The following is a 25108-nucleotide window of genomic DNA, read 5'->3' as shown; positions in this document are numbered from 1 at the left end:
TTGGCGTCACTGCCGGAAACCCGGGGGGCCGCGCCGCTACCGTCGTGGGGGTGAAGGCCATTCGTCGATTCAGTGTGCGCCCCGTCCTTCCGGAGTCCCTACGACCGCTCAGTGAGCTGGCGCGCAATCTGCGCTGGTCCTGGCACCCCGAGACCCGCGAGCTCTTCCAGTCCGTCGACCCCGAGGGCTGGCAGGCCGCAGGCGGGGACCCGCTGCGGCTGCTGGGCGCCGTGCCCGCCACCCGGCTGGCCGCCCTCGCCGACGACCGCCGCTTCCGGCGGCGGCTCGCCGCGGCCGCCGACGATCTGCACGACTACCTCACCGGCCGGCGCTGGTACCAGGAACAGCCCCCCGGGCTGCCCGAGGCGGTCGCCTACTTCTCGCCCGAGTTCGGCATCACCGCCGCCCTCCCGCAGTACAGCGGCGGCCTCGGCATCCTCGCCGGCGACCATCTGAAGTCCGCCAGCGACCTCGGCGTCCCCCTCATCGGCGTCGGGCTGCTCTACCGCCACGGCTACTTCCGCCAGTCCCTCTCACGCGAAGGCTGGCAGCAGGAGACCTACCCCCTCCTCGACCCCGACGAGCTGCCCCTGTCGATGCTCCGCGAGCCCGACGGCACCCCCAGCCGGGTCGCCCTCGCCCTTCCCGGCGGCCGGTCCCTGCGCGCGTACATCTGGCAGGCCAGAGTCGGCCGGGTGCCGCTGCTGCTCCTCGACTCCGACGTCGAGGAGAACGGACCGGGCGAGCGCGACGTCACCGACCGGCTCTACGGCGGCGGCAGCGAGCACCGGCTGCTCCAGGAGATGCTGCTGGGCATCGGCGGGGTCCGCGCCGTACGGACGTACTGCCGGCTGACCGGCCACCCCGCCCCCGAGGTCTTCCACACCAACGAGGGCCACGCCGGCTTCCTCGGCCTGGAGCGCATCCGCGAACTGGCCGAACAAGGGGCCGACTTCGACTCCGCGCTGGAGAGCGTCCGGGCCGGCGCCGTCTTCACCACCCACACCCCCGTGCCCGCCGGCATCGACCGCTTCGACCGCGAGCTCGTCGCCCGCCACCTCGGCGACGGCGGGGAGCTGCCCGGCATCGACGTCGGCAAGATCCTCGAACTCGGTCTGGAGACCTACCCCGGCGGCGAGCCCAACCTCTTCAACATGGCCGTCATGGGCCTGCGCCTGGCCCAGCGCGCCAACGGCGTCTCCACTCTCCACGGGCAGGTCAGCCGGGAGATGTTCGCCGGACTCTGGCCGGGCTTCGACGCCGAGGAGGTGCCGATCACCTCCATCACCAACGGCGTCCACGCCCCCACCTGGATCGCCCCCGAGGTCTTCCGGCTCGGCGCCCGCCAGATCGGCGCGGGCCGGGCCGAGGACGCCCTGACCGTCGGCGGCAAACAGCGCTGGGACACCGTCGCCGACATCCCCGACGCCGACATCTGGGAGCTGCGCCGCACCCTGCGCGAACAGCTCGTCGAAGAGGTGCGGGAGCGGCTGCGCGCCTCCTGGCGGCAGCGCGGCGCGGGGACAGCCGAACTCGGCTGGATCGACGGAGTGCTCGACCCCGACGTCCTCACCATCGGCTTCGCCCGCCGCGTCCCGTCGTACAAGCGGCTGACCCTGATGCTCCGCGACCCCGAGCGGCTGACCCGGCTGCTGCTGCACCCCGAGCGGCCGATCCAGATCGTCGTCGCGGGCAAGGCCCACCCGGCCGACGACAGCGGCAAACGGCTCGTCCAGGAGCTCGTCCGCTTCACCGACGACCCCCGCGTGCGCCATCGCGTCGTCTTCCTCCCGGACTACGGCATGGCGATGGCCCAGAAGCTCTACCCCGGCTGTGACGTCTGGCTGAACAACCCGCTGCGCCCCCTGGAGGCGTGCGGCACCTCCGGCATGAAGGCCGCGCTCAACGGCTGTCTGAACCTCTCCGTCCTCGACGGCTGGTGGGACGAGTGGTACGAGCCCGACTTCGGCTGGGCGATCCCCACCGCCGACGGCACGGCCATGGACGAGACCCGCCGCGACGACGTGGAGGCGGCCGCCCTGTACGAGCTGCTGGAGAACCGGGTCGCGCCGCGCTTCTACGACCGGGGCACGGGCGGGTTGCCCGGGCGCTGGATCGAGATGGTCCGCAGGACGCTGGGCACCCTCGGCCCGAAGGTGCTCGCGGGGCGCATGGTGCGTGAGTATGTCGAGCGGCTCTACGGACCCGCCGCCGAGGCCCAGCGGGCCCTGTTCCCCGAGGCCGCGCGGGAGCTGGCCGAGTGGAAGGCGCGGGTACGGGCCGCGTGGCCGGCGGTGGCCGTCGACCATGTGGAGACGGTGGCCGACAGCCCGCTGAACGGCACGGCCGAGCTGGGCTCCACGATCTGTCTGCGGGTGAGCGTCACCCTCGGCGACCTGGATCCCTCGGACGTGGAGGTGCAGGCCGTCGCCGGCCGGGTCGATCCCGCCGACCGGCTCTCGCGGACCGCCGCCGTCCCGCTCAAGCCCACGGGCGCCCCCGCGATGGACGGCCGCCGCCAGTACGAGGGCTCGCTGACCCTCGACAGCACGGGCCCCTTCGGCTACACCGTCCGGATCCTGCCCGCCCACCGGCTGCTGGCCAGCGGCGCCGAGCTCGGCCTGGTGGCGCTGCCGCCGGAGTCCTCCGGCAAGAAGGCGGGCGTGCTGATGCGATGAACGCGAAGCGCCCGGTGGCACGGCCTTCGCCGTGCGCACCGGGCGCTTCACATGAGTGCGGTCGTCAGCGCGTCACTTGACGTTGACGCCGGTCCAGGCGGCGCCGACGGCCTTGTACTGGGCGCTGTTCTGCCCGTACAGCGCCTTGGCCGCCTTCAGGGTCGCCGCACGGGCGCCCTTGTAGTTGGTCGTGGACGTCATGTACGTGGTCAGCGCCTTGTACCAGATCTTCTCGGCGGCGGCCCGGCCGATGCCCTTGACGGCCTTGCCGTCCTTGGTCGGGCTGTCGTACGTGACGCCGTTGATGGTCTTCTTGCCGCTGCCCTCGGACAGCAGGTAGAAGAAGTGGTTCGCGACGCCCGAGGAGTAGTGCACATCGAGGTCGCCGAGCTTGGAGTTCCAGTAGTCGGGCGAGCCGCCGTCCTTGCTGGGCTTGTCCATGTAGCGCAGCGGGGTGCCGTCGCCGTTGATGTCGATCTTCTCGCCGACCAGGTAGTCGCCCTTGTCGGCGGCGTTCTTGGCGTAGAACTCGACGGCCGCGGCGAAGATGTCGGAGGTGGCCTCGTTGAGACCGCCGGACTCGCCGCTGTAGTTGAGCTTCGCCGTGGCGGAGGTGACACCGTGGCTCATCTCGTGGGCCGCGACGTCGATCGAGGTGAGGGGCTTCTTGTCGCCCTCGCCGTCGCCGTAGGTCATGCAGAAGCAGTCGTCGTCCCAGAAGGCGTTGACGTACTCCTTGCCGTAGTGGACCCGGGAGAAGGCGGCCTTGCCGTCGTTCTTGATGCCCTTACGGCCCAGCACGTTCTTGTAGTAGTCCCAGGTGACGGCAGCGCCGTACTGGGCGTCGACCGCGGCGGTCTGGGCGATGGTCGGCTTGCCGTTGCCCCAGATGTCGTCGGCGTCGGTGAAGGTGGCGCCCCGGCCGTCCTCGGCGTGCTTGAGGTTGTAGACCATGTGGCCGCCGCGCGCGTTGTCCTTCAGCAGGAAGGACTTGCCGCTCTTGACCGAGCCGACCTTGACCTTGCCGTTGTACTGGCCGGTGCCGGTGCCGGTCACCACGGCCTGGAACTCGTAGATCTTCTGGCCGGTCGTGGCGTCGGTGATGACGTGGAGCTTGCTGGGCGTGCCGTCGTGCTGCACACCGGTGACCACGGTCTCGTACGCGAGGACGGGCTTGCCGCTCGCGGCCCAGATCACCTTGCGCGGCGCCTTGTCGGTCTCGGCCGTCTTGCCGCCGGCCGACTTCGCCGCGGCGAGCGCGTGCTTCTCGGCCGCGGGAGCCTTGACCTTCGGGGTGGTGGAGGGGACCTTGATGTCCGCGTCGGTGGCCTTGGTGACCTCTTCGACCTTGCCGTTCTTGGCCTGGTGGACGATCAGGTCGCCGCCGAGCACCGGCAGGCCGTCGAAGGTGCGCTCGTACCGGGTGTGGACCGTGCCGTCCGCGTCGGTGATGACGCCACGGGCGATCAGCTTCTCCTGGCCGCCCAGACCGAGGGACTTGGTGTGGTCGCCCGCGCCGGGGGCGTCGGCGGCCTGGACCGATCCGGTGCTGAAGCCTGCGGCGAGCAGGGCGGCGGCGACCGTGGCGGCGCTGGCGGCGACGGCACGGCGGTGTCCGGAGCGGGATATGCGGGAGGTGTGGCGCACGCGGTACTCCTCTGACTGTGGGGTGCCGGGCGCCGGAGATCACGCCCAACTGCGCACAGTCTGCTCGAACTTGCGTGCGTTCTGCTGGGAATATTGAGGCTTGGGTGATTACTGTCCGGTAAAGATTCCTTGAACGCAGTATTGCGGGCGGAGATACCGGACAAAACACTGCAACGGCACCGCCCGGGGGAGTCGAACTCACCCCGGACGGTGCCTGGTTCAGTCGGTTATCGGCCACTGTGCGGGTGACCGAGGAACCGGGTCTCAGAACGTGAGCTTCCAGCTGTCGATGTGACCGTCGTCGGCGGAGTAGACGTCCTGGACCTTGAGCTTCCAGGTGCCGGCGGCCGCCTTGCCGGAGGCGTCGACGGTGTACGAGGCGACGACATCGGCGGCGGAGTCCCAGGCGTCGCTGTTCTTCAGCCGGTAGGCCGTGCCGTCGGGGGCGACCAGGTCGATCTGGAGGTCACCGCGGTAGGTGTGCTTGATGTTGACGTCGACCTTGAGGGCGCTCGGGGCGTTCCCGCTGCGGGTCACGACGATCGGCGAGGTCACGGCGTCACCGGCGTCGGGGATGGCCACGTCGGTGGTGTTCTCGAAGACGTTGCCGTCGCCCGAGGTGTTGACCGTCCACTTGAAGGTGGCGGTGCCCGTCTTGCCGTTCGCGTCCTTGACCGTCACCGTCACGTTGCTGGTGCCGGCGGTGGTGACGGTGCCGGAGATCAGACCGGTGGAGGCGTTGATCGACAGACCGGCCGGGAGCCCGGTCGCGCTGTAGTTCAGGGCGCCGGAGCCGGTGGCCTTGATCTGCAGGGAGACGGCCTGGTTCAGCACGCTCACCTGGTCGCCGGGGCTGGTGACCGAGACACCGGTGGAGACCCGGGGGCCGACGTTGATGGCGGCCCAGGCGTTGGCGGTGTTGTTGTACGTCTCGCTGCCGACGCCGAACAGCTCACCGGCGGCCCACAGCGTCGCGTCCCGGGCACCCGCGTAGTTGGTGTTGGACTGCATGCGCTGGGACAGCGCCTTGAACCAGATCTTCGCGGCGTTGTCCCGGCCGATGGCGGTCACCGGCAGCCCGTCGGAGGTCGGGGAGTCGTACTTGACCCCGTTGATCTCCTTCTGTCCGCTGCCCTCGGAGGCCAGGTAGAACCAGTGGTTGGCCGGGCCCGACGAGTAGTGCACGTCGATGCCGCCGAGGCCGGAGTACCAGGAGTCCTTGGACTGGCCGTCCTTGCTGGGCTTGTCCATGTAGCGCAGCGGGGTGCCGTTGCCCCGGATGTCGATCTTCTCGCCGACCAGGTAGTCGCCGACGTCCTGGGCGTTGTTGGCCCAGAACTCGACGGCCGCGGCGAAGATGTCGGAGGTGGCCTCGTTCAGACCGCCGGACTCACCGCTGTAGACGAGCTTGGCGGTGTTCGAGGTGACGCCGTGCGTCATCTCGTGCGCGGCCACGTCGATCGAGGTGAGCGGCTTGGCGTTGCCGCTGCCGTCGCCGTAGGTCATGCAGAAGCAGTCGTCGGACCAGAAGGCGTTGACGTAGTTGTTGCCGTAGTGGACCCGGCTGTACGCGCCCACGCCGTCGCCCTTGATGCCGGTGCGGCCGTGCACGTTCTTGTAGTAGTCCCAGGTGAGCTGGGCGCCGTAGTGCGCGTCCACGCCCGCGGTGGCCGGGTCGGTGGTGGTGCCGTTGCCCCAGACGTCGTCGCTGTCGGTGAACAGCGTGCCGGTGCCGGACGTGCCCTTGTTCAGGTTGTACGTCTTGTGGCCGCCGCGCGCGGTGTCGTTGAGCTGGTACGACCCGGACGTGCCGATGGTGACCTTGCCGCTGTACTGGCTGTTGCCGGTGCCCTGCTGGACGCCCTGGAACTGGAAGAGCTTCTTACCGGTCTTCGCGTCACTGATGACATGCAGCTCGTTGGGCGTGCCGTCGTGCTGGAGACCGCCGACGACCGTCTCGTACGCGAGGACGGGCTTGCCGTTCGCTGCCCAGATCACCTTGCGCGGGGCCCGGTCGGCCTTGGTGGCCTTCGAGCCCTGCGCCTTGGCCGCCTTGACGGCGTCCTTCTCGGCGGTGGCGGCGGCGAAGGACGCGGAGGTCGTGGCGACGCTCACCCGCGCCTTGGTGGCCTTGGCGACGGTCTTGAGCTTGCCGCCCTTGGCCGCGTCGACCACGAGGTCGCCGCCGAGCACGGGCAGGCCGTCGTAGGTGCGCTCGTAGCGGGTGTGGGTGGCGCCGTCGGCGTCCTGGGTGACGTCGCGGACGACCAGCTTCTCCTTGGCGCCGAGGCCGAGGGACTTCGCGGTCGTCGCCTTGGTCGCGTTCGCGTCGCGTATCAGCTCCGCACGCTGCGACGGCGACAGCTTGACCGGCAGGGCGCCGGGGTCGGCCTTGGCGAGGATCTTCTGTCCCGAGCCCGCGTCGTCGGTGCGGGCGTTGGCGGAACCGGTCTGTACTCCGACGGCGAGCATCGCCGTGACGGCGACGAGCGCGCCGGTCGCGACGGCGCGTCGATGGGGGGTGGGTCTCACGCTGGCTCCTTCTGCGGTGGCCACGGTGGGTGGCCGGGGGGTGACCGGGCGCCCAAGTGGCCGACCGGGCAGAGCGAGGCAGAACTCGTGGAACGTTTCCCGTACGCCGCCGCGGCCGCCCGGTGCTGTCGGGCGAGGGGGCGGTGGCCGCGGTGAACGGGGGGTGTGGGGGCAGGCGCGGAGAAACGGAAGTCGACGCGAGGCCGAGAGGCTGTGGGGAAGCCGTGCGTCGGTGGAGGGAAGAGTGCCACCGCAGGCATGTACGTGTCAGGACTGTGGAACCAAGTTGGCCAAAATCCGTCCGTTGAGAAAAGACCGCGGTCCGGATAGCGGGCGGATGCCGGTCGCTCGCCGCTCGGCTGATCGGCGCCGGACCCGTGAGTACCGCCGCTAAACATCCCGGACCCCATTTCGTCCAGGCGTACGAACCGGCCATGGCCGGTGGGAGGTGTCGTCCGCACCCCTGCCGGACGGGCTGCTGTGCTGTGTTCTCAAGCGCCGGACGGGCTTCATTCAGCCCGTACCGGCGCTTGAGGACGCGCCCGCTGGGCGCTCGCCGCCGCAGGCGGCAAAGCCGGCCGACCAGGCGAAGGGTCAGACCAGGCTGTCCCGCCACGCGCGGTGCAGCGCGGCGAAACGCCCGGTGCCCGCGATCAGTTCGGCGGGAGTGCCGTCCTCCACGACCCGGCCGCCGGCCATCACCAGGACCCGGTCCGCGATCTCCACGGTCGACAGCCGGTGCGCGATGACCACCGCCGTACGGCCGCGCAGCACCGTGCGCATCGCGCGCTGCACCGCACGCTCACCGGGAACATCCAGTGAGGACGTCGCCTCGTCGAGGACGAGGACCGCCGGGTCGGCGAGCAGGGCGCGGGCGAAGCCGACCAATTGGCGCTGGCCGGCGGAGATACGGCCGCCACGCTTGCGGACGTCCGTGTCATAGCCGTCCGGCAGCGCGGTGATGAAGTCATGGGCGCCGATGGCCTTCGCCGCGCGCTCGATGTCCTCGCGGGTGGCGCCGGGGCGGCCGATGGCGATGTTCTCCGCCACCGTGCCGGAGAACAGGAAGGCCTCCTGCGTCACCATGACCACCGCGCGGCGCAGCTCGGCCCCCGACAGCTCGGGCAGGGGGACGCCGTCCAGCACGACACGGCCCTCGGTGGGGTCGTAGAACCGGGCGAGCAGCTTGGCGAGCGTGGACTTGCCGGCGCCCGTGGAGCCGACCACGGCCACCGTCCGCCCGGCGGCGAGGGTGAGGTCGAAGCGGGGCAGCACCTCGCCGCCCGTGCGGTAGGCGAAACTCACCCCGTCGAAGACGACCTCGCGGCCCGGCCGGCCGGAAGGGCGCTCCGGCAGGGGACGGGGATCGGCCGGCTCGGGCACGGAGGGCCGCTGGGCGAGCAGCCCCGCGATCTTCTCCAACGAGGCCGCCGCGGACTGATAGGCGTTGAGGAACATCCCGAGCCGGTCGATGGGGTCGTACAGCCGCCGCAGATACATCACCGACGCCGCGAGCACCCCGAGCGCCAGCCCGCCGGAGGCCACCCGGTAGGCGCCCCACAGCACGATCGCGGCCAGCGCGGTGTTGGCCGCCAGCCGCGCGGAGACCACATAGCGGGCCATCTCCAGCATCACATCGCCGTTGGCCCGCAGATGGCGATCATTGAGCACCCGGAAATCCGCCTCGTTGACCCGCTCGCGACGGAACGCCTGGACCGGCCGGATGCCGTTCATCGTCTCGGTGAACTTCACGATGACGGCCGCGATCGCCGTGGACCGCCTGCCGTACACCCGCCGGGAGCGCCGCTGGTAGGAGCGCACGAACAGATACAGCGGACCGAAGGAGACCATCGCCGCGGCACCCAGGCCCCAGTCCAGGTAGAGCAGCATCGCGGAGACGTACACCACGGACAGGACGACGCCGATCAGCTCCTGGAGGCCGTCGTTCAGCAGCTCGCGGATCGACTCCACGTCGGTGGTGGCGCGGGAGACGATCCGGCCGGAGGTGTAGCGCTCGTGGAAGTCGACGCCGAGCGTCTGCGCGTGCCGGAAGATCCGGCCGCGCAGATCCAGCAGGGCGCCCTGGCCGATGCGGGCCGCGAGCCGGATGAAGGCGAGCTGCAACAGCCCGGCGGTCAGCGCGCAGATCACGTATCCGGCGCCGACGGCGACGAGCGGACCGTAGTCGTGGCGGCGCACGGCGGGCACACCGTGGTCGATGGCGTACGCGACGAGCAGCGGGCCCGCCTGCACCGCGGCCTGCTGGAGCAGCAGCAGGACGACGGCGATCCGCACCCGGCCCCGGGCGGGGGCGAGCAGCGAACGCAGCAGGGCGCGGGAGGCGCCCTTGGGGGTGGGCAGCACGTCCCGGTCGAAGGGATCGCCGACGGGCTCGGCGCCCTTCTCCTTCTCCTCGGCGGCCGGCGGGCCGGAGACATCGGGGCCGGAAACATCGGTGGTCATCGCGGAGAGCCTCCGTCCCGCGCGTTGTCCTCGGAGTCCTCGGAGTCCTCGGAGCCGTCGTGGCCGGACATGAGTGACGCGTACTCCTCGTTGCCGTGCAGCAGTTCGTAGTGGGTGCCGACCGCCGCGATCCGGCCCCGCGAGAGCAGCGCGACGCGGTCGGCGAGCAGCACCGTCGACGGGCGGTGGGCGACGACGAGAGCCGTCGTGGTCGCCAGCACCTCGCGCAGCGCCGCCTCGACCGCCGCCTCGGTGTGCACGTCGAGCGCCGACAGGGGGTCGTCCAGGATGAGGAAGCGCGGGCTGCCGACGACCGCCCGGGCCAGTGCCAGCCGCTGCCGCTGACCGCCGGAGAGGCTGAGCCCCTGCTCCCCGACCTGGGTGCGGTGCCCGTCGGGGAGGGCGGCCACGAAGTCGGCCTGGGCGACGGCCAGAGCGCGCTCGAGATCGGACTCGCCCGCGCCCTCCGCGCCCATCAGGACGTTCTCGCCGACGGAGGCGGAGAAGAGGGTGGGCTCCTCGAAGGCGACGGAGACCAGCTCGCGCAGCCGCTCGCGGGGCAGCGCGGTGATGTCCTCGCCGTCGAGGGTGATGCGGCCGGCGGTCGCCTCGTGCAACCGGGGAATCAGCGCCGTCAGCGTGGTCTTGCCGCTGCCCGTGGTGCCGACGAGGGCCATGGTCTCGCCGGGCCGGATGTGCAGATCGATCCCCCGGAGAACGGGCGGTGCGTCCGGCGGTGCGTCGGGATAGCGGAATTCGACACCTTCGAGACGCAGCCCGCGGTCCTGCGTCCCCGGCCCGCCCGGCTGCCCCTCCGTTTTCAAAGGCGCCCTCGGCCCGGGGTCCGCCTCCGCGACGTCCATCACCTCGAAGAAGCGGTCCGAAGCCGTCGCGGTCTCATTGGTCATCGCGAGCAGGAAACCGAGCGACTCGACCGGCCAGCGCAGCGCCAGCGCCGTGGACAGGAACGCCACGAGCGTGCCCGCCGACAGCTCGCCGTCCGCGACCTGCACCACCCCGGCCAGCAACGCCGCCCCGATCGCCAACTCGGGCAACACCATGATCAGCGCCCAGAGCGTCCCCAGCAGACCCGCCTTGCGGAGCTCCGTCGTCCGCAGCCGCTCGGACAGGGACCCGAAGGCCCGCTCCTGCCCACGGTGTTGGCCAAACCCTTTGATGATGCGGATACCGAGGACGCTCTCCTCGATGATCGTGGTCACATCGCCCACCTGGTCCTGCGCGGTGCGCGCGGCCAGGGAATAGCGCTCCTCGAAGAACCAGCACAGCACGACCAGCGGGGCGACGGGTGCGAGCAGCACCAACCCCAGCGTCCACTGCTGAGCCAGCAGAATGGCGAAGCCCACGACGATCGTCGTGGCGTTGACCAGCAGGAAGGTCAGCGGAAACGCCAGAAACATCCGCATCAGCATCAGATCGGTCGTGCCGCGCGAGAGCAGCTGCCCGGAGGACCAGCGGTCATGGAAGGCGACGGGAAGTCGCTGCAGATGACGGAAGAGCGCCGCCCGCATATCCGCCTCGACCCGCGCCAGGGGCCGCGCCACCAACAAGCGCCGGACCCAGAACAACACCGCCTCCGCGACCCCGAGCACCAGCAGCACCACACCACCCAGCCACACCCCGGACGGATTCCGCTCGGCGACGGGCCCGTCCACGATCCACTTGAGCGCGAGCGGAATGACCAGCCCCAGGCACGAGGCCACCACCCCCACGAGCGCGGCCCCGGCCAGCCGTCCCCGCACCGGCCGTACATACGGCCACAGGCGTAACAGCGATCGCACGGCGGAGCGCCGTGGACGGGTCTCCGGGGGCGTGGTCGTTTCAGTCATCACCGGCGAGCGTACGGTTCCCCACTGACAACGCCCAGCCGGTTTTTGTACCTAGGACTTGCGCCCGTGGTACAGGCCGGGTTGGTTTGATCAGGGGAATTCCAAGTGACTTGAGGGTGGGGCGCGATGCGTGGTGTTCGTGGGGGCCGTGGCGGTCGAAGAGCGGTGGCGTTACTGGTCTTACTGATGGGGGCTGTCTCCTGCGGGACGCCGGGCGGTGACAAGCCCCCCGAGCCGGCTCACCCGGTGTTCGACGCCGAACAGTCGATGCAGCTGCTCAAGGCCCGGGACGTGACACGGCAGTCGGGCCTGGCCCGCTTCACCTCGACGCTCGTCGTCGGATCCGCCGGAGGCGACATGGTCGAAACCAGCCGGGGCGAACAGGACTTCGGCAGGGGCACCGCCTACGCGGAGCGGACCGTGAGCATCCCGGACGACTTCCCCGAGGGGGTCGCCGACGAGGTCGACCCTCCCGGTACCCAGACGTTCGCAATCGTGGCGCGCCAGGTGCTCGTCCGCGAGGGAGCCACATGGCTGAGCTACCGGCCCACAGGGGCCGGAGCGGTCGCCTACGCGATGCGCTCGCTACAGCGGTTCGTGGGGGAGTCGGCACCGTACGGAGGAACCCTGGCCGAGGTGATTGCCTCCGCGCGCCCGCAGGGCCGACCCGTGGTTCGCGAGGACGGCGGGCGCGACTACCGGGCCGCGGTGCCCGGAGGAGTCGCGGCCACCGCCCTGCCCAGAGGCCTGAGGCAGATGAAGGGCGACTGGAACAGCGAAGTCGGCAAGGGCAGGAGCGCGTGGTTCCCGCTGAACGTACGGCTCGACTCCCGGGGCCGGGTGGTTCGGGCCACGATGGACCTGACACCGCTGCTCGCTCATATGCGGCAGGTGGAGGGAGTGAAGAGCATCAGGGCCAGGTACGAGCTGTCGGGCTATGGCGGCAGGGCCACCCGGCTCCTGCCCGATCCAGCCAAGGCACAGGACGCGACCAAGGCATGGGTCTATATCAATCAACTGGAACCTGGTTACTGTGCGGTGACCGCTCCGGGGCTTCCTTCCGTGTCGACGGTGCGCGAGGTTTCCTGCGATCGGCGGCACGATCTGCGCGTGATCAGGCATAGGGCGGAGGTCCAGGGCTCGGAAGCGGCTGGCGGGGATTTTTCGATGAAGCGGGCCGGAGAGTGGTGCCGGGACGCGGTCAGCATGGTTCCCGAGGAGTGGACGCGGGACGCGGTCCCGGCAGGACGCTCCCACGTGGTGAGCGACTCCGGCCAGGTCCGGACCACTACCGACGAAGGCAAAAGGCGCACCAGGCACATGGATCTCTTCACCTGCTACCTCCGCACCTCCGCCCCCGGCTCCTGAGCCGTCTCCCCGGCCTCCCCGCCGCGCGGGGGTACCGCCCGCAGCAGCAGTACCGTCCGGGGCGGCACCGTGATCCGGGCACCCGCCTTGCGGCGGGTGCCCGGTGCCGTGCGCTGCTCCTCCCGTGAGGTGTCCACGAGCAGCTCGTACGCGTCCGCCCAAGGAGGGCCCGGAAGGGTGAAACGCTGCGGGCGGTGACCGCCGTGCAGGACGGCCAGGAAGCTGTCGTCCGTGACCGGGCCGCCCTGCGGATCGCGCTGCGGTATGTCCCGGCCGGAGAGGTACATGCCGAGGGTGCGGGTCGGCGCGTACCAGTCGGCCTCGGTCATCTCCGTGCCGCGCGGGCCGAACCAGGCCAGATCCCGCAGACCGTCCGCGCTCTGCGGACGGCCGGAGAAGAAGGCGCCGCTGCGCAGCACCGGGTGGGTGCGGCGCAGCGCGAGCAGCCGGGAGCAGAGGTCCCTCAGGGCCCGCCATCCCGGGTCCGCGGTGTCGTCCAGCAACGACCAGTCGATCCAACTGGTGGCGTTGTCCTGACAGTACGCGTTGTTGTTGCCCCGCTGGGTGCGGCCCATCTCGTCGCCCGCCACCAGCATCGGCACCCCGGTGGACAGCAGCAGCGTGGTCAGCAGGTTGCGCAACTGCCGCTGCCGCAGGGCCCGGACGGCCGGATCGTCGGTCTCGCCCTCGGCGCCGCAGTTCCACGACCGGTTGTCACCCGTGCCGTCCCGGTTGCCCTCGCCGTTGGCCTCGTTGTGCTTCTGCTCGTAACTGACCAGGTCCCGCAGGGTGAAGCCGTCGTGCGCGGTCACGAAGTTGACGGAGGCGTACGGGCGGCGGCCGCCCCACGCATAGAGGTCGCTGGAGCCCGAGAGCCGGTAGCCGAGGTCCCGGACGTCGGGCAGCGCGCCCCGCCAGAAGTCGCGCACCGCGTCGCGGTAGCGGTCGTTCCACTCCGCCCACAGCGGGGGGAAGGCGCCGACCTGATAGCCGCCGGAGCCCACGTCCCAGGGCTCGGCGATCAGCTTGACGCGGCGCAGCACGGGGTCCTGGGCGATGACCGCGAGGAACGGGGAGAGCATGTCGACGTCGTGCATCGACCGGGCCAGGGCCGCCGCCAGGTCGAAGCGGAAGCCGTCGACGCCCATCTCCGTGACCCAGTAGCGCAGCGAGTCGGTGATCAGCCGCAGGACGTTCGGCTGCACCACGTGGAGGGTGTTCCCGCACCCCGTGTAGTCGGCGTAGCGGCGGGCGTCGCCCTGCAGCCGGTAGTAGCCGCGGTTGTCGATGCCCCGCAGGGACAGGGTCGGGCCCAGCTCGCCGCCCTCGGCCGTGTGGTTGTAGACGACGTCGAGGATGACCTCGATGCCCGCCGCGTGCAGGGCCCGCACCATGCGCTTGAACTCGCCGACCTGCCGCCCCCGCGACCCCGAGGCGGCGTAGGCGGCGTGCGGTGCGAAGTAGCCGATGGAGTTGTAGCCCCAGTAATTGCGCAGGCCACGTCGTAACAGGTGGTCCTCGTGCGCGAACTGGTGCACCGGCAGCAGCTCCACGGCCGTCACCCCCAGCCGGACCAGATGCTCCACGGCCGCGGGGTGCGCGAGCCCGGCGTAGGTGCCGCGCAGCCGCTCCGGGATGCCGGGGTGGCGCATGGTGAAGCCGCGCACGTGCAGCTCGTAGATGACCGAGTCGGGCCAGGGGGTCTTGGGGCGGTGGTCGTCCGCCCAGTCGTCGTCATCGGCGACGACCACCCCCTTGGGGACGTACGGGGCCGAGTCGCGCTCGTCGCGCACGGTGTCGGCGATGTGCTGCTGCGGCCAGTCGCGGACGTGCCCGTACACCTCGGGGGGGAGGGCGAAGTCGCCGTCCACCGCGCGCGCGTACGGGTCGAGCAGCAGCTTCGAGGGGTTCCAGCGGGCGCCCGTCCAGGGGTCCCAGCGGCCGTGCACGCGGTAGCCGTAGCGGCGGCCGGGCAGTACGCCGGGGACGAAGCCGTGCCAGATCTCATGCGTCAACTCGGTCAGCCGCCAGCGGGTTTCGCGTACGGCACCACCGGGGCCGGCCCCGGTATCCCCCTCTGCCCCTTCCTCGTCGTCGAACAGGCACAGCTCCACGGCCTCCGCCCCGGCCGCCCACAGGGCGAAGTTCGTCCCGGCCACCCCGTCCGCGCCCACCTTGAAGCGGGCCCCGAGCGGCTCCGGGCTGCCCGGCCGGACGGGGGCGCCGGGCGGGGGCGCCGAAGCCGTCGGCCGATGGCCGTTCGCCCCGGCCGTGACGGGGGCCGGGCCGGCCCCCGCGCCGGGCCGCCCTGGACCGCGTCCGAAGCTCTCGCCCTGTTCCGCCTCTTGCTCGGGTGCGCTCGACACGTGTTCGCCTCCGGCGGCTCTCGGCTGGCGCGCCGGGCACCCGGCTCCCGGGCCGGGCGTCGGCGGTTGCGTCCTTCCCCCAGTTCTGCCCAGATCCACGGGTGCGCTCACACGCGTGATCGGCACCGGCAAACGAGTGCAGCGGCGGACCCGGCCCCGCCCGGCCCCTCGACGGCGTCCGGCCGGGCCCCGGTCGTCCGGCCCGCGCGGCTGAAATATGCTGCCCCGATCGAGCCACTGGCCAGTCCCCAGGCACACGGCTCGCACCACCACTCCCATTTGGGACCGAACGGTGACATACGCGGGGGGCGGAGCAGTCCGAGGCGTGTGGTTATCTATCGCCATGCGCGCGTGCCGCGCTCAGATGGGCGCCGCGTGGGCGGGCCGTGTGAGGGGAGACAACCGTTTTGAAGACGCAGCCGATACCGGGTCGGCGGGGGAGCCGCAGCGCACCGCTCGCCGCGCTGCTCGGGGCCACGTTGCTGCTGGTCACCGCCTGTGGCGGGTCGGATGACGCGAAGAAGGCCGGTGCCAGTGTCGGTGGCCCCTCGCAGGCCGTCGTCACCATCGCCCCCAAGGACGGTGCGAAGGACGTCGCGACGAGCGGCGCCCTCAAGGTCACCGCCGAGAAGGGCAGCATCACCTCCGTCAAGGTCGCCGACGCCAAGGGCAAGACGGTCGACGGCAAGATAACCGGCGGTGGTGCGGCCTGGGAGCCGACCAGTCACCTGGCCGCCTCCACGAAGTACACGGTCGACGCCATCGCCAAGGACAAGGAGGGCCGAACGTCCGCCAAGCACGCGACGTTCACGACCCTCACTCCGAAGAACACCTTCGTTGGCTACTTCACGCCCGAGGACGGCACCACCGTCGGCGTGGGAATGCCCGTATCAATCAATTTCAGCCGTGGCATCACCAACCCCAAGGCCGTCGAGCGGGCCGTCAAGGTGACCGCCGAGCCGTCGGTACCCCTCAAGGGCCACTGGTTCGGCAACGACCGCTTCGACATCCGTCCCGAGAAGTACTGGGCCGCCGGCACCAAGGTGACCGTCCAGCTCAACCTCGACGGCGTCGAGGGCCGCGAGGGCGTCTACGGCTCGCAGACCAAGACCCTGAAGTTCACGGTCGGCCGCAGCCAGGTCAGCACGGTCGACGCCAAGTCCCACCAGATGACGGTCGAGCGTGACGGCAAGGTCATCAAGACCGTCCCGATCTCGGCCGGCGCCCCTGCCAACCCCACGTACAACGGCCAGATGGTCATCAGCGAGAAGCACGAGGTGACGCGCATGAACGGCGCCACCGTCGGCTTCACCAACGCCGACGGCAAGGGCGAGTACGACATCCCGGACGTGCCGCACGCGATGCGCCTGTCCAGCTCCGGCACCTTCCTGCACGGCAACTACTGGTCCGGTTCCTCCACCTTCGGCTCGGAGAACGCCAGCCACGGTTGCGTGGGTCTGGAGGACCAGCGCGGCGGCGGCGACCCGAACACCCCGGCCGCCTGGTTCTTCAACAACTCCCTCATCGGTGACGTCGTCGTCGTGAAGAACTCCGACGACAAGACGATCCAGCCCGAGAACGGCCTCAACGGCTGGAACATGTCCTGGGCGGACTGGGGCAAGAGCAGCTGACGTCCTACGTCGTCCCCCTGGGGCCCGGTGCACGGTGGACCAGTGCACCGGGCCCCAGGGGGACTTGCGTCTTCTCGGGGAACACCCCCGAAATCCCCGGTACTAACCTGCTGTCATGACTGTGCATCTAGAGGTAGCCGAGGGCGTCGGCACGATCCGGCTCGACCGTCCGCCGATGAACGCACTGGACATGGCTTCCCAGGACCGGATCCGGGAGCTGGCCGAGGAGACGACCCGCCGCGACGACGTACGGGCCGTCGTGCTGTGGGGCGGGGAGAAGGTGTTCGCGGCCGGCGCGGACATCAAGGAGATGCAGAACATGGACCACGCCGCCATGGTGGCGCGGTCCCGCGCGCTCCAGGACTCCTTCACGGCCGTGGCCCGCATCCCCAAGCCCGTCGTCGCCGCCGTCACCGGCTACGCCCTGGGCGGCGGCTGTGAGCTGGCCCTGTGCGCCGACTTCCGGATCGCCGCCGAGAACGCCAAGTTCGGCCAGCCCGAGATCCTGCTCGGACTCATCCCCGGCGCGGGCGGCACCCAGCGGCTGGCTCGGCTCATCGGCCCGTCCAAGGCCAAGGACCTCATCTTCACCGGTCGTCAGGTCAAGGCCGAGGAGGCGCTCTCCCTGGGACTCGTCGACCGGGTCGTACCGGCCGAGGAGGTGTACGAGCAGGCGCACGCGTGGGCGGCGAGGCTCGCGGCCGGGCCCGCCATCGCGCTGCGCGCGGCCAAGGAGGCGGTGGACGCGGGGCTGGAGACCGACATCGACACCGGGCTCGCGATCGAGCGCAACTGGTTCGCGGGGCTGTTCGCGACCGAGGACCGGGAGATCGGTATGCGCAGCTTCGTCCAGGACGGGCCGGGCAAGGCCAAGTTCGGCTGACCCGCGCCGGGTTGCCGGCCACCGACACCCTGTCGGGGGCGCACGCCGGAGGGGTTGCCTCTTGTGGGGGAATTTCCTCCGGCGTGCGTACCCCTTGGATTGACCCGGTTCCGGGCCGCCGGGAGCCCGTCGGACACCGGGTGTCGCCGCAGGTCGGTGAACGTTTCCCAGGGACCTCGCTGCCCATGGCATATGTCGGGAGGGGCGCGTGGAATCGTAGGTTCCGCTGCGGTGAATCCCTACGTTCCCCTCCGTGGCGGCTTTACGGCGGCCATGATGGGGGCATGGCGGGCCTGGAGGGATCGGAGCAACCGCGGCAGCGGGTCGGTACGGCCGCTGTGCGGTGGAGCCCGACCGTTGAGGATGAACTGGCGCTGAAAGCGCTCGAACTGTACGGCAACCCCACACTCGGCGAGGTCCGGCTGCCCTCGCGTCCGGAGTCGGCGGCCGCGGCCCGGCGGCTGACCCAGACCGTCGTCCTGCGTCAGTGGGGTCTGTCGGCCCAGCTCACCGAGCACGCGGTCCTGCTGGTCTCCGAACTCGTCGGCAACGCCGTCCGGCACACCGGTGCCCGCTGCTTCGGCCTGCGGATGCTGCGCCGTCGCGGCTGGCTCCGGATAGAGGTGCGCGACCCCTCACGGGGGCTGCCGTGCCTGCTGCCCGTGCGCGAGCTCGACACGAGCGGACGGGGGCTGTTCCTGGTCGACAAGCTGTCCGACCGCTGGGGCGTGGACCTGCTGGCGCGCGGCAAGACGACGTGGTTCGAGATGCGGGTCGCCGATCGCTGAGCCGGTGGCGGGCGTGGGCGCGTGCGCGCGGCCATGGGCGTATGCGCGGCAAAACGAAGAGGCCTCCATCCGTCGGTATGCGACGGGCCGGAGGCCTCTTCGTGGGCCGCGGAATGAATTGGGGTGTATCCCGCGGCGTAATGACGACCTGGCCCGGGTCAATGGGGGTCGTGAGCCCGACTATGTCACGCGGAGTGGTCGGGAGCCAAAGGGGCAATCGCCGCCAAACGGATATCACTGGCAATACCGTTCGGTAATCAAAGGTGAGCTATGCCACCCGCCTTGCATTCCATGAATGTTTTGGCGCCGACGCTTATCTTTATGCGCCTTTACTGTGCGTAACAAGGGCGGGTGCGTGGGGATCCTTCTCTGGCTCCCCCCCCCGGCATCGGCATCCCGCACAAGAGCTGGACCGACCGCCCCGACCGGCGTCCGGCAGCGACGGCTAATCTGTGCCGGTCACACCAGCACACACATGGGGAGGCCCGCGTGGCCAGCATCGATGCAGCGCGCAAGGCGTTCGACCGGTTCGACGTGGACGGGGACGGTTTCATCACCGCCGCCGAGTACAAGAGCGTGATGGCCGAGCTCGGCGACTTCAACGTCACCGAGACCGTGGCCCAGGCCATCATCAACAAGAAGGACGGCAACGGCGACGGCGTGCTGTCCTTCGAGGAGTTCTGGGCCTCCTACAACGCCTGACCCGGCCCGCGAGACCTGTGCGGATCCGGCCGCCGGGTCAGCGCCAGCCCCGTCGCTGCGCGCTGGCCCGCCGCCGGCGGTCGTTGCACAGCAGACACCGGCCCCACCCCGGCGGCAGCGGATCGTCCTTGTCCCCGTACAGCGGGTCGACCGCCCCCCGCGGATGCTCGGCGCAGCCCGTCGCACCGAATCCGGCCCCCAGGGCGTTGGCCGCGGCCAGTGCCCGGCGCAGGGCGTCCACGAGCTGGTCGGCCTCGTGCGCCGCGGGCGCGGCGTCCAGCGAGAAGGCGATGTCCGAAGCGGTGTTGAGCGCGCTCTGGAGTTCGCGCAGATCTGCGTAACTCATGCTCGCGAGCGTACGCGGCGCCACTGACAACGCCCCCGTCGCGCTGCGGTACGGTCGGCGCCATGCCGGACGCCCAGCACCTCGCGGTGACGACCACGACCGACAGCGCCGATCACGCGCGCCACCTGGCCACGACCGCGATCGCCCGCCGCCTCGCCGCCTGCGCCCAGATCGACGGCCCGGTCACCAGCGTCTACCGGTGGCGCGGCCAGGTCGAGACGGCCCCCGAATGGCGCGTGGTCCTCAAGACCACGGCCGCCCGCTACCCCGAGCTGGAATCCCACCTCCGGGCCGAGCACGGCTACGACACCCCCGAGATCATCGCCACGCCGGTCACGGCGGGCAGTGCCGAGTACCTCAGCTGGCTGACGGAGGAGACGCGGGAGGCGCAGGAGACGGGGCAGACGGAGCAGACGGGGCCGTAGCGGGGGCGTCGAGCTCGATCAGGTCCCACAGGTTCCCGTACAGGTCCCGGAAGACGGCCACCGTCCCGTAGGGCTCCCGGCGGGGAGCCTCCTGGAACACGACCCCGGCCGCCCGCATCCGCGCGTGGTCGCGCGCGAAGTCGTCGGTGTTCAGGAACAGACCGACCCGGCCGCCCGTCTGGTCGCCCACCCGCGCCTCCTGCGCGGGGTCCGCCGCCCGGGCCAGCAGCAGCCCCGTCTCCCGGGCGCCCGGCGGGCGGACGACCACCCAGCGCTTCTGGTCGTCGAGGCGGGTGTCCTCGACGAGCTCGAACCCGACGGCGTCCACGTAGAAGGCGATGGCCTCGTCGTAGTCCCGCACGACGAGGGTCACCAGACCGAGATGAGGCATGTGATGATCATGCCCCGGAAGCGGCCCGCCCCGGAAGCGGCCCGCCCCGGAAGCGGCCCGCCCCGGAAGCGGCCCGCCCCGGAAGCGGCCCGCCCCGGAAGCGGCCCGTGCCGAAAAACAGCCCTGCCCCCTGCCACGGGGTGGCAGGGGGCAGTCTCAGACGGTCGTGGCGTGGAACGGCCGGATCAGCACTCGATGACGTTGACGGCGAGGCCGCCGCGCGCCGTCTCTTTGTACTTGACCTTCGTGTGGTCAAACGCGCTGATCTTGACGTTGGCCAGCGCCTTCGCCTTGTCCCACCAGGGGCCTTGGGGAGTGGCTGGGGAGAACCGGCCCCGGGGGAGTGAACCAGCTGTCCATGGCCTGCAAGCCGCGTGCCCGAGCCTGCGACATGAAGTGCGCGTAGTGCTCAAGCGGCTGGCCCAACGCTTTGAGGCAGCGGTAACTGCGCTTGCGGCAGACCTCCCCCGATACCTCCATGATGGCCACGCGAAGCAGAGTTGACTCAGGCCGACGTCCTTCTGGATTCCCGGTCAACTGACTCCATTACGGTGAATAGCTATTTGTCGGGTTTAGCGCAGTAGGGAGGAACGTGCTGAGATGGCGGGGGCCGACAACATGGATAGGTGAGCCATCGAGCGTTAGGCTGGCCGAGTTGAGCACTACGTCGTCGGGGCCAACAACGAACCCCTGTGCACGCGGTACAAGCTGTTCGAGTGCCTCGTCCACGTAGGTAGTGATTTGGTGATATCCCTTACGTCGAACTTCGTCGGCGCCGCCGTACTTGCATTCGAAGAGATGTGCAGCGACGCCCTGCTGGATGATTGCCAAGTCGGCGCCCACGGGTTGGGCAGAGTTCATGAATACGCCTGCCATGAGATCCAGGTAGGGCGATTTGACCCCGTAGTGATCCCATATCCTGCTTGACTCGAACCAGATGTCCCAGGTGGCTCCGTCCGGTGACTCGGTCGAGTAATTAGGCCCCTCGTTCCTGCTGCCAGAAAGCGGACGACGACTCGTGATCTTCCATCCTTCTGCTCGAAGATTCTTCAGCAGGACGCCGAGAGTTCCCAGATGGAAGAGTCGCCATCGGACGTCGTCATCAGGCAGCAGATGTTCCCTGGCAAAATCCATCAGATTGGGCCTGTCGGCATCCGCGAGGAACTTGGCCACGACTGCAAGTTGCGTCCAAGGCGTCCCTGACCTACTGAGTCCGGCGATGTCCTGCGGTGTTGGGCGTGTCCCTGCAGAGGAAGAGAGAGTGGGCTCCTCCCTGACGGCAAACAGGGTATCTAGCTGCTTTTTTGCCGCATTCTTAAGGGAGTTCTCCTCTACCTTAAGGGCATCCTTGCGGATCTTTTCAATCTGGTCGATCGTCCATCTGAGAGTCGTCGCCATCACCTGGTCAGGAACTCTGTTCCTGTCGTTCACGACGAACTCGTTTGTTGGCCAGCCTCCGCGAACTGCGGAAGTCACCCAGTCGGTTCCGGGGTCTGGGTTGGGTGAGATTCTGCGGGTTCTCCTGCTGCCTGCAGGCAGGGCATCAGTCCAGACGGCTGTCTTTGTGGGCCAGTCGTCGAGGAACTCGACTATTCTGGCGAACAGCACGCGATTGGCGCGCTGTTTGATATCAAGCTGCGACCATTGGATGTCAGCCCAGTCGTCTGTGATCTCTGCGAGCGCAGCATAGAGCCTTGCTTTGCTGCTCCAGCCGCGAAGGACTTCTTCCAGACCGTCTTCGGGTACGTCGTGTTTGCGTGAACCTGGATTAATCTCTGACATCAGCGGATGTGCTGCAGTTGCTCGTTGACCCATTGCCATTCTTGCGCCAGAGCATCGGGCTCCGACAAATTGGTGCCGAGGCCTTCCAGGGTGAGATCGTCGAGGCGTGCGAGCCAAGGGCCGAAGCAGATGAGGTAGGCCTCGGCGAGCAGAGCGCTGAGCGTCACGTCAGGGTCTTTGAGGCCGGCGGTCACGCTCTGGGGAAGGGAGAGGAACAGTGCAGGCCCCATCGCAGTGTCCGGAGCGGCATGGTGGATCTCGTATATGCGCGTGATCCGATCCGTCAGTTCAGCTAGTTGCTCCGCTGGGAGCGGTAGATCAGCGGTGCGTTCCGTGAACAGCTCGCGGAACAGGTCGGGTTCGGGTGGAGCAACAGGGATCTGCGCAAACCGTCGACCGAGCGCCAGTCCGAAGCGGAAGACACGTTGGGCATCCAGAGAGTTGTACGTGCCGATCAGGCGCCACTCTCGGCCAGCCTTGTACTCGGTCGTTCTGAGCTGTGCTGCCTCGCCGGGCTCCCCCTCATCCTCAGTGACTGAGGTCGACTCGGGCTCGTTGGTCCAGCCCAAACGGATTTCGGTGGGATCGTTCGGTGCCGCTCGACCGACGGTGACTGACTCCATCGAATCTCCAGTCAGCCATGTGAGCAGACCGCCGAAGATCCGGTCCATGTCCGCACGGTTGGCCTCGTCGATGAGCAGCCACTTGTCCTCCTGGATGGCCTGTAGGACGTACCCGGGAGCGAAGCGGATGGAGCCCTTCTGGTCGACTGTGTCACCGCCGATCAGTTCTCGGACGGTCCAACTCTCGTCGGCGGTAACGGTCATGAGCTCGTGGGCCATTTTCATGCCGTACTCAGCCGGGTCGGCTTGTACTTCTCGGATGACTTCCCAGATCAGAGAGGACTTTCCAGTCCCCGGCGGGCCCACGAGCATGATTGCCTTGTGCGAGGCAATGGCGTTCTTCAACATGCGCCTGGTGCGCTCGTCGATCTTCAACGTCGGTACCACGTATGGCGTTGGCACCGTCTCGACGGCCACCTCATCGAATGTCAGAGCCTTGGATGCATAGGGATCTGCTCCGTGAACGGCCTCTACCTTCAATCCTACGAGAGCCGAGCGGAGTGCGTTGACCAGTCGCTCGCTCTCAGGACTCGGCTGGCCGGTGAGCACATGCCCAGGAAGCCAGGACGGGGAGTGGCCCTTGTGTTGCAGCATGAGGAGCAGCGCCTGCCCCGTGCGCATGACGACATTCTTCGCAGCAAGCAGACTGCCGTCGTACTCTTCCGGGTACGGGATGAGAGCGATCAGCAGCTCTGCCTGCTGCGCACGACTCGACTGCGTCATGCGCACGGTCATGTTGCCGGCTTTGCTGACATAGCCCGTGTAGATCTTCCCGGCTCCGAGTCCGACCAGTTCGGAGAGGTGACTCTCGAACTTGCGGTACTTCGTGGCACTCGGCGCGGGGTGGTTGATGCCGGCCAGCAAGTGGTCAATCTCGATCAAGGTGTCGGACACCTGGCCGAGGATAGCTCTTGCCCAGCGTCGGTGGGACAGGCCTTTGACACTTCGTGCTGCGCGAACAACGTAGGCACCGATACGGACAGGCAGGGCCGCCGCATAAGGGGCAGTGTTCGCTAGACCGCGGCTACCGGCTGAGTCAGCTCGACGTGCTCCTTCATGTGAAGAATAAACGTCTCATCGAACCTGAGGCTCGCCTTCTGGGTGCGCGAGTAGAACCCCGCAGCCGCACGGTGACTCAGTGGGGTGAGTCCACCGCGGTCGACGAGATCCATGAGATGCGTGTACCCCTGGTGCTCCGGCCACATGGAGACGTAGGAACGCCACCTCTTGCCGTTGTGTCCCCAGGCCGCCGTGGGCCACCGAGCGCTGGCCGAAAGCATGTCGGCTTCAGATTCGTCGTACTTGCCAGGGTTGAGGAGCTGCTCACCCAGCCACTGCGAAACGCCAACCGTGACTGCGTTGCCGACCAGCTTCCAGCGGTCGCGTCCGCTCTTCTTGTCGGCCGTGGCTTCAGTGAGGGTCCAGTCCTTTTCGAAGCCCTGAAGCTGTTCGGCGTCCGTGATCGACGGGGTCACGATCCGGTGGCCTGCGGGATTGCTCGGAATCCAGATGCCCGGCGGCGACGGGATGCTCAGGCTCGAGCCGCCCTTGACCGTCGGGACTGCGTCTCGTGCCCACCCCAGGCCGCGGAGGCCCTCAGTCCAGTAGAAGCCGTGAGCGTCGCTGGCTCGGTCACTCTCGTCCGGATCGCCGGCATCCTTGGAGAGGAGGACATCACGAGGATCTTCGGTGAGGCTGGCTACGAAGAGGACTCGCTGACGGCGCTGGGGCACGCCAGTGAATCGGGAGTCCACGAGTCGGTATGCCCACCGGTAGCCGAGCGCTTCGAGCTCCTGGACGAGGTGCAGCATTGCCTTGCCCTTGTCGAGCACCAGCATGTTCCGCACGTTCTCCAGCACAAGCCAGCGTGGGTGGTGCTTCTGGAGCAAACGGAAGACATGAGAAACGAGACCAGACTGCTCTCCCGCGATACCAGCGGTACGGCCAGCCTGAGAGAGGTCCTGACACGGGAACCCCGCAGTTACGACGTCCACGTCACCAGGCAGGGCCTTGAGGTGTTGGACATCAGGGTCGAGCGGGACGTCAGGGAACCGCTTGGTGAGAACAGCCTTGGCCGGCTCCCAGACCTCACAAAGCAGGGCAGTCTCCAACCCTGCTCGTTTCAGGCCAAGCTCAAGCCCGCCCACGCCGGCGAAGAGGCCTGCGACACGGAGAGGCTGCTGACTCACGACTTGCTCATTGCTCACGGCGGAGATCCTGTCACACGGGACTGACACTGACAGCGACGTCGCTGGTGGGCACCGCTCCTTGTGCAGTCGCATTCGACTGCATGCTGAACGGTGGAGACCCAGGCAGGGGCGTTCCTGCAGGTCAGTGGCTGGAAAAGAGGACGAATCCGGGAGGATGCAACCTGGAGAGCGCAGCTCGTATCCCGTCGTACTGATCACCTACTGCGGGGCATCGGGAGGTCACGGATCGTCTGAGGGAATGGTCTACGGCTCAGCGACTGCGGGTTCGAATCAGGCCGAGTGACACAGGAGCTGAGAGATCAGCGGCTCTTCGCGATGTCAGTACGACGAGGCAAGGCAGGATTGCGTCGGCCAGCCCCGCATCGGACAGCTGTCGAGATGCAGGACGGGGCTGTTTCAGAGCGTTCTCTGGGGAGAACCAGTCCT

16 protein-coding genes and 1 pseudogene are annotated in these 25108 nt (G+C 69.0%); 7 read left to right on the top strand and 10 right to left on the bottom strand.

Translation table 11 applies throughout. The features are described 5' to 3' along the window. Positions 1 to 50: 50 nt before the first annotated feature. The gene (gene glgP, locus ACZ53N_RS28140; protein WP_469143603.1) at positions 51 to 2678 is read left to right on the top strand and encodes an alpha-glucan family phosphorylase; all 2628 of its coding nucleotides are present in this window, start codon (positions 51 to 53) and stop codon (positions 2676 to 2678) included. A gap of 72 nt (positions 2679 to 2750) precedes the next feature. Here the strand turns inward: glgP and ACZ53N_RS28135 are convergent, their stop codons facing one another. From ACZ53N_RS28135 to ACZ53N_RS28120, 4 genes are all read right to left on the bottom strand, one after another. Then, entirely contained in the window at positions 2751 to 4325 is a 1575-nt protein-coding gene (locus ACZ53N_RS28135) for a M4 family metallopeptidase (protein WP_469143602.1), read from the bottom strand. Positions 4326 to 4589: 264 nt separating this feature from the next. After that, positions 4590 to 6857 (bottom strand): M4 family metallopeptidase, encoded by a 2268-nt coding sequence (locus ACZ53N_RS28130; RefSeq protein ID WP_469143601.1) that lies wholly within the window; start codon positions 6855 to 6857, stop codon positions 4590 to 4592. Between the two features lie 594 nt (positions 6858 to 7451). Continuing rightward, positions 7452 to 9320, bottom strand: coding sequence for an ABC transporter ATP-binding protein (locus ACZ53N_RS28125; RefSeq protein ID WP_469143600.1), 1869 nt, complete (start codon positions 9318 to 9320; stop codon positions 7452 to 7454). Continuing rightward, entirely contained in the window at positions 9317 to 11167 is a 1851-nt protein-coding gene (locus ACZ53N_RS28120) for an ABC transporter ATP-binding protein (RefSeq protein WP_469143599.1), read from the bottom strand. Before ACZ53N_RS28120 ends, ACZ53N_RS28125 begins: the two co-directional genes overlap by 4 nt. Positions 11168 to 11413: 246 nt before the next feature. On the opposite strand from ACZ53N_RS28120, the gene ACZ53N_RS28115 reads away from it, so the two are divergent. Beyond that, a complete protein-coding gene (locus tag ACZ53N_RS28115; RefSeq protein ID WP_469143598.1) occupies positions 11414 to 12535 on the top strand; it encodes a hypothetical protein in 1122 nt (373 codons plus the stop codon). Here the strand turns inward: ACZ53N_RS28115 and glgX are convergent. Further along, complete coding sequence (gene glgX, locus ACZ53N_RS28110; protein WP_469143597.1) at positions 12505 to 14901, bottom strand: glycogen debranching protein GlgX; 2397 nt, start codon at positions 14899 to 14901, stop codon at positions 12505 to 12507. The two genes, ACZ53N_RS28115 and glgX, sit on opposite strands and share 31 nt — an antisense overlap. 407 nt (positions 14902 to 15308) lie before the next feature. Between glgX and ACZ53N_RS28105 the strand changes: the two genes are divergently transcribed. The 4 genes from ACZ53N_RS28105 (at position 15309) to ACZ53N_RS28090 (ending at position 18905) form a co-directional block, all read left to right on the top strand. Further along, positions 15309 to 16532, top strand: coding sequence for a L,D-transpeptidase (locus ACZ53N_RS28105; protein WP_469143596.1), 1224 nt, complete (start codon positions 15309 to 15311; stop codon positions 16530 to 16532). A gap of 115 nt (positions 16533 to 16647) precedes the next feature. Then, the gene (locus ACZ53N_RS28100) at positions 16648 to 17415 is read left to right on the top strand and encodes an enoyl-CoA hydratase/isomerase family protein (protein ID WP_469143595.1); all 768 of its coding nucleotides are present in this window, start codon (positions 16648 to 16650) and stop codon (positions 17413 to 17415) included. Positions 17416 to 17594: 179 nt separating this feature from the next. Beyond that, complete coding sequence (locus ACZ53N_RS28095) at positions 17595 to 18203, top strand: ATP-binding protein (protein WP_469143619.1); 609 nt, start codon at positions 17595 to 17597, stop codon at positions 18201 to 18203. Positions 18204 to 18692: 489 nt separating this feature from the next. Continuing rightward, positions 18693 to 18905, top strand: a complete 213-nt coding sequence (locus ACZ53N_RS28090; protein WP_362221569.1) for an EF-hand domain-containing protein — start codon at positions 18693 to 18695, stop codon at positions 18903 to 18905. Between the two features lie 37 nt (positions 18906 to 18942). On the opposite strand, the gene ACZ53N_RS28085 is transcribed toward ACZ53N_RS28090, so the two are convergent. Continuing rightward, positions 18943 to 19251, bottom strand: a complete 309-nt coding sequence (locus ACZ53N_RS28085) for a hypothetical protein (protein WP_184732376.1) — start codon at positions 19249 to 19251, stop codon at positions 18943 to 18945. 62 nt (positions 19252 to 19313) lie between these two features. Between ACZ53N_RS28085 and cutA the strand changes: the two genes are divergently transcribed. Further along, positions 19314 to 19676 carry a divalent-cation tolerance protein CutA gene (cutA, locus tag ACZ53N_RS28080; RefSeq protein WP_469143594.1) on the top strand — a complete coding sequence of 121 codons (363 nt, stop codon included), beginning with the start codon at positions 19314 to 19316 and terminating at the stop codon, positions 19674 to 19676. A gap of 13 nt (positions 19677 to 19689) precedes the next feature. Here cutA and ACZ53N_RS28075 read toward each other — a convergent pair. From ACZ53N_RS28075 to ACZ53N_RS28060, 4 genes and pseudogenes are all read right to left on the bottom strand, one after another. Continuing rightward, a pseudogene (locus ACZ53N_RS28075) lies at positions 19690 to 20067 on the bottom strand (VOC family protein); the annotation flags it as partial. A 546-nt stretch (positions 20068 to 20613) separates the two neighbouring features. After that, positions 20614 to 21849, bottom strand: coding sequence for a hypothetical protein (locus tag ACZ53N_RS28070; protein ID WP_469143593.1), 1236 nt, complete (start codon positions 21847 to 21849; stop codon positions 20614 to 20616). Further along, positions 21849 to 23366 carry an AAA family ATPase gene (locus ACZ53N_RS28065; protein WP_469143592.1) on the bottom strand — a complete coding sequence of 506 codons (1518 nt, stop codon included), beginning with the start codon at positions 23364 to 23366 and terminating at the stop codon, positions 21849 to 21851. The genes ACZ53N_RS28070 and ACZ53N_RS28065 overlap by 1 nt, the downstream gene beginning before the upstream one ends. Before the next feature lie 119 nt (positions 23367 to 23485). Next, on the bottom strand, positions 23486 to 24679 hold the full coding sequence (locus ACZ53N_RS28060; protein WP_469143591.1) for a DNA cytosine methyltransferase: 1194 nt from the start codon (positions 24677 to 24679) through the stop codon (positions 23486 to 23488). Positions 24680 to 25108: the final 429 nt, after the last annotated feature.

This window comes from Streptomyces sp. NPDC033229 (assembly GCF_055576875.1).
The sequence above is the reverse complement of the archived record's forward strand: the minus strand, read 5'-3'. Positions and strand labels throughout refer to the sequence as shown.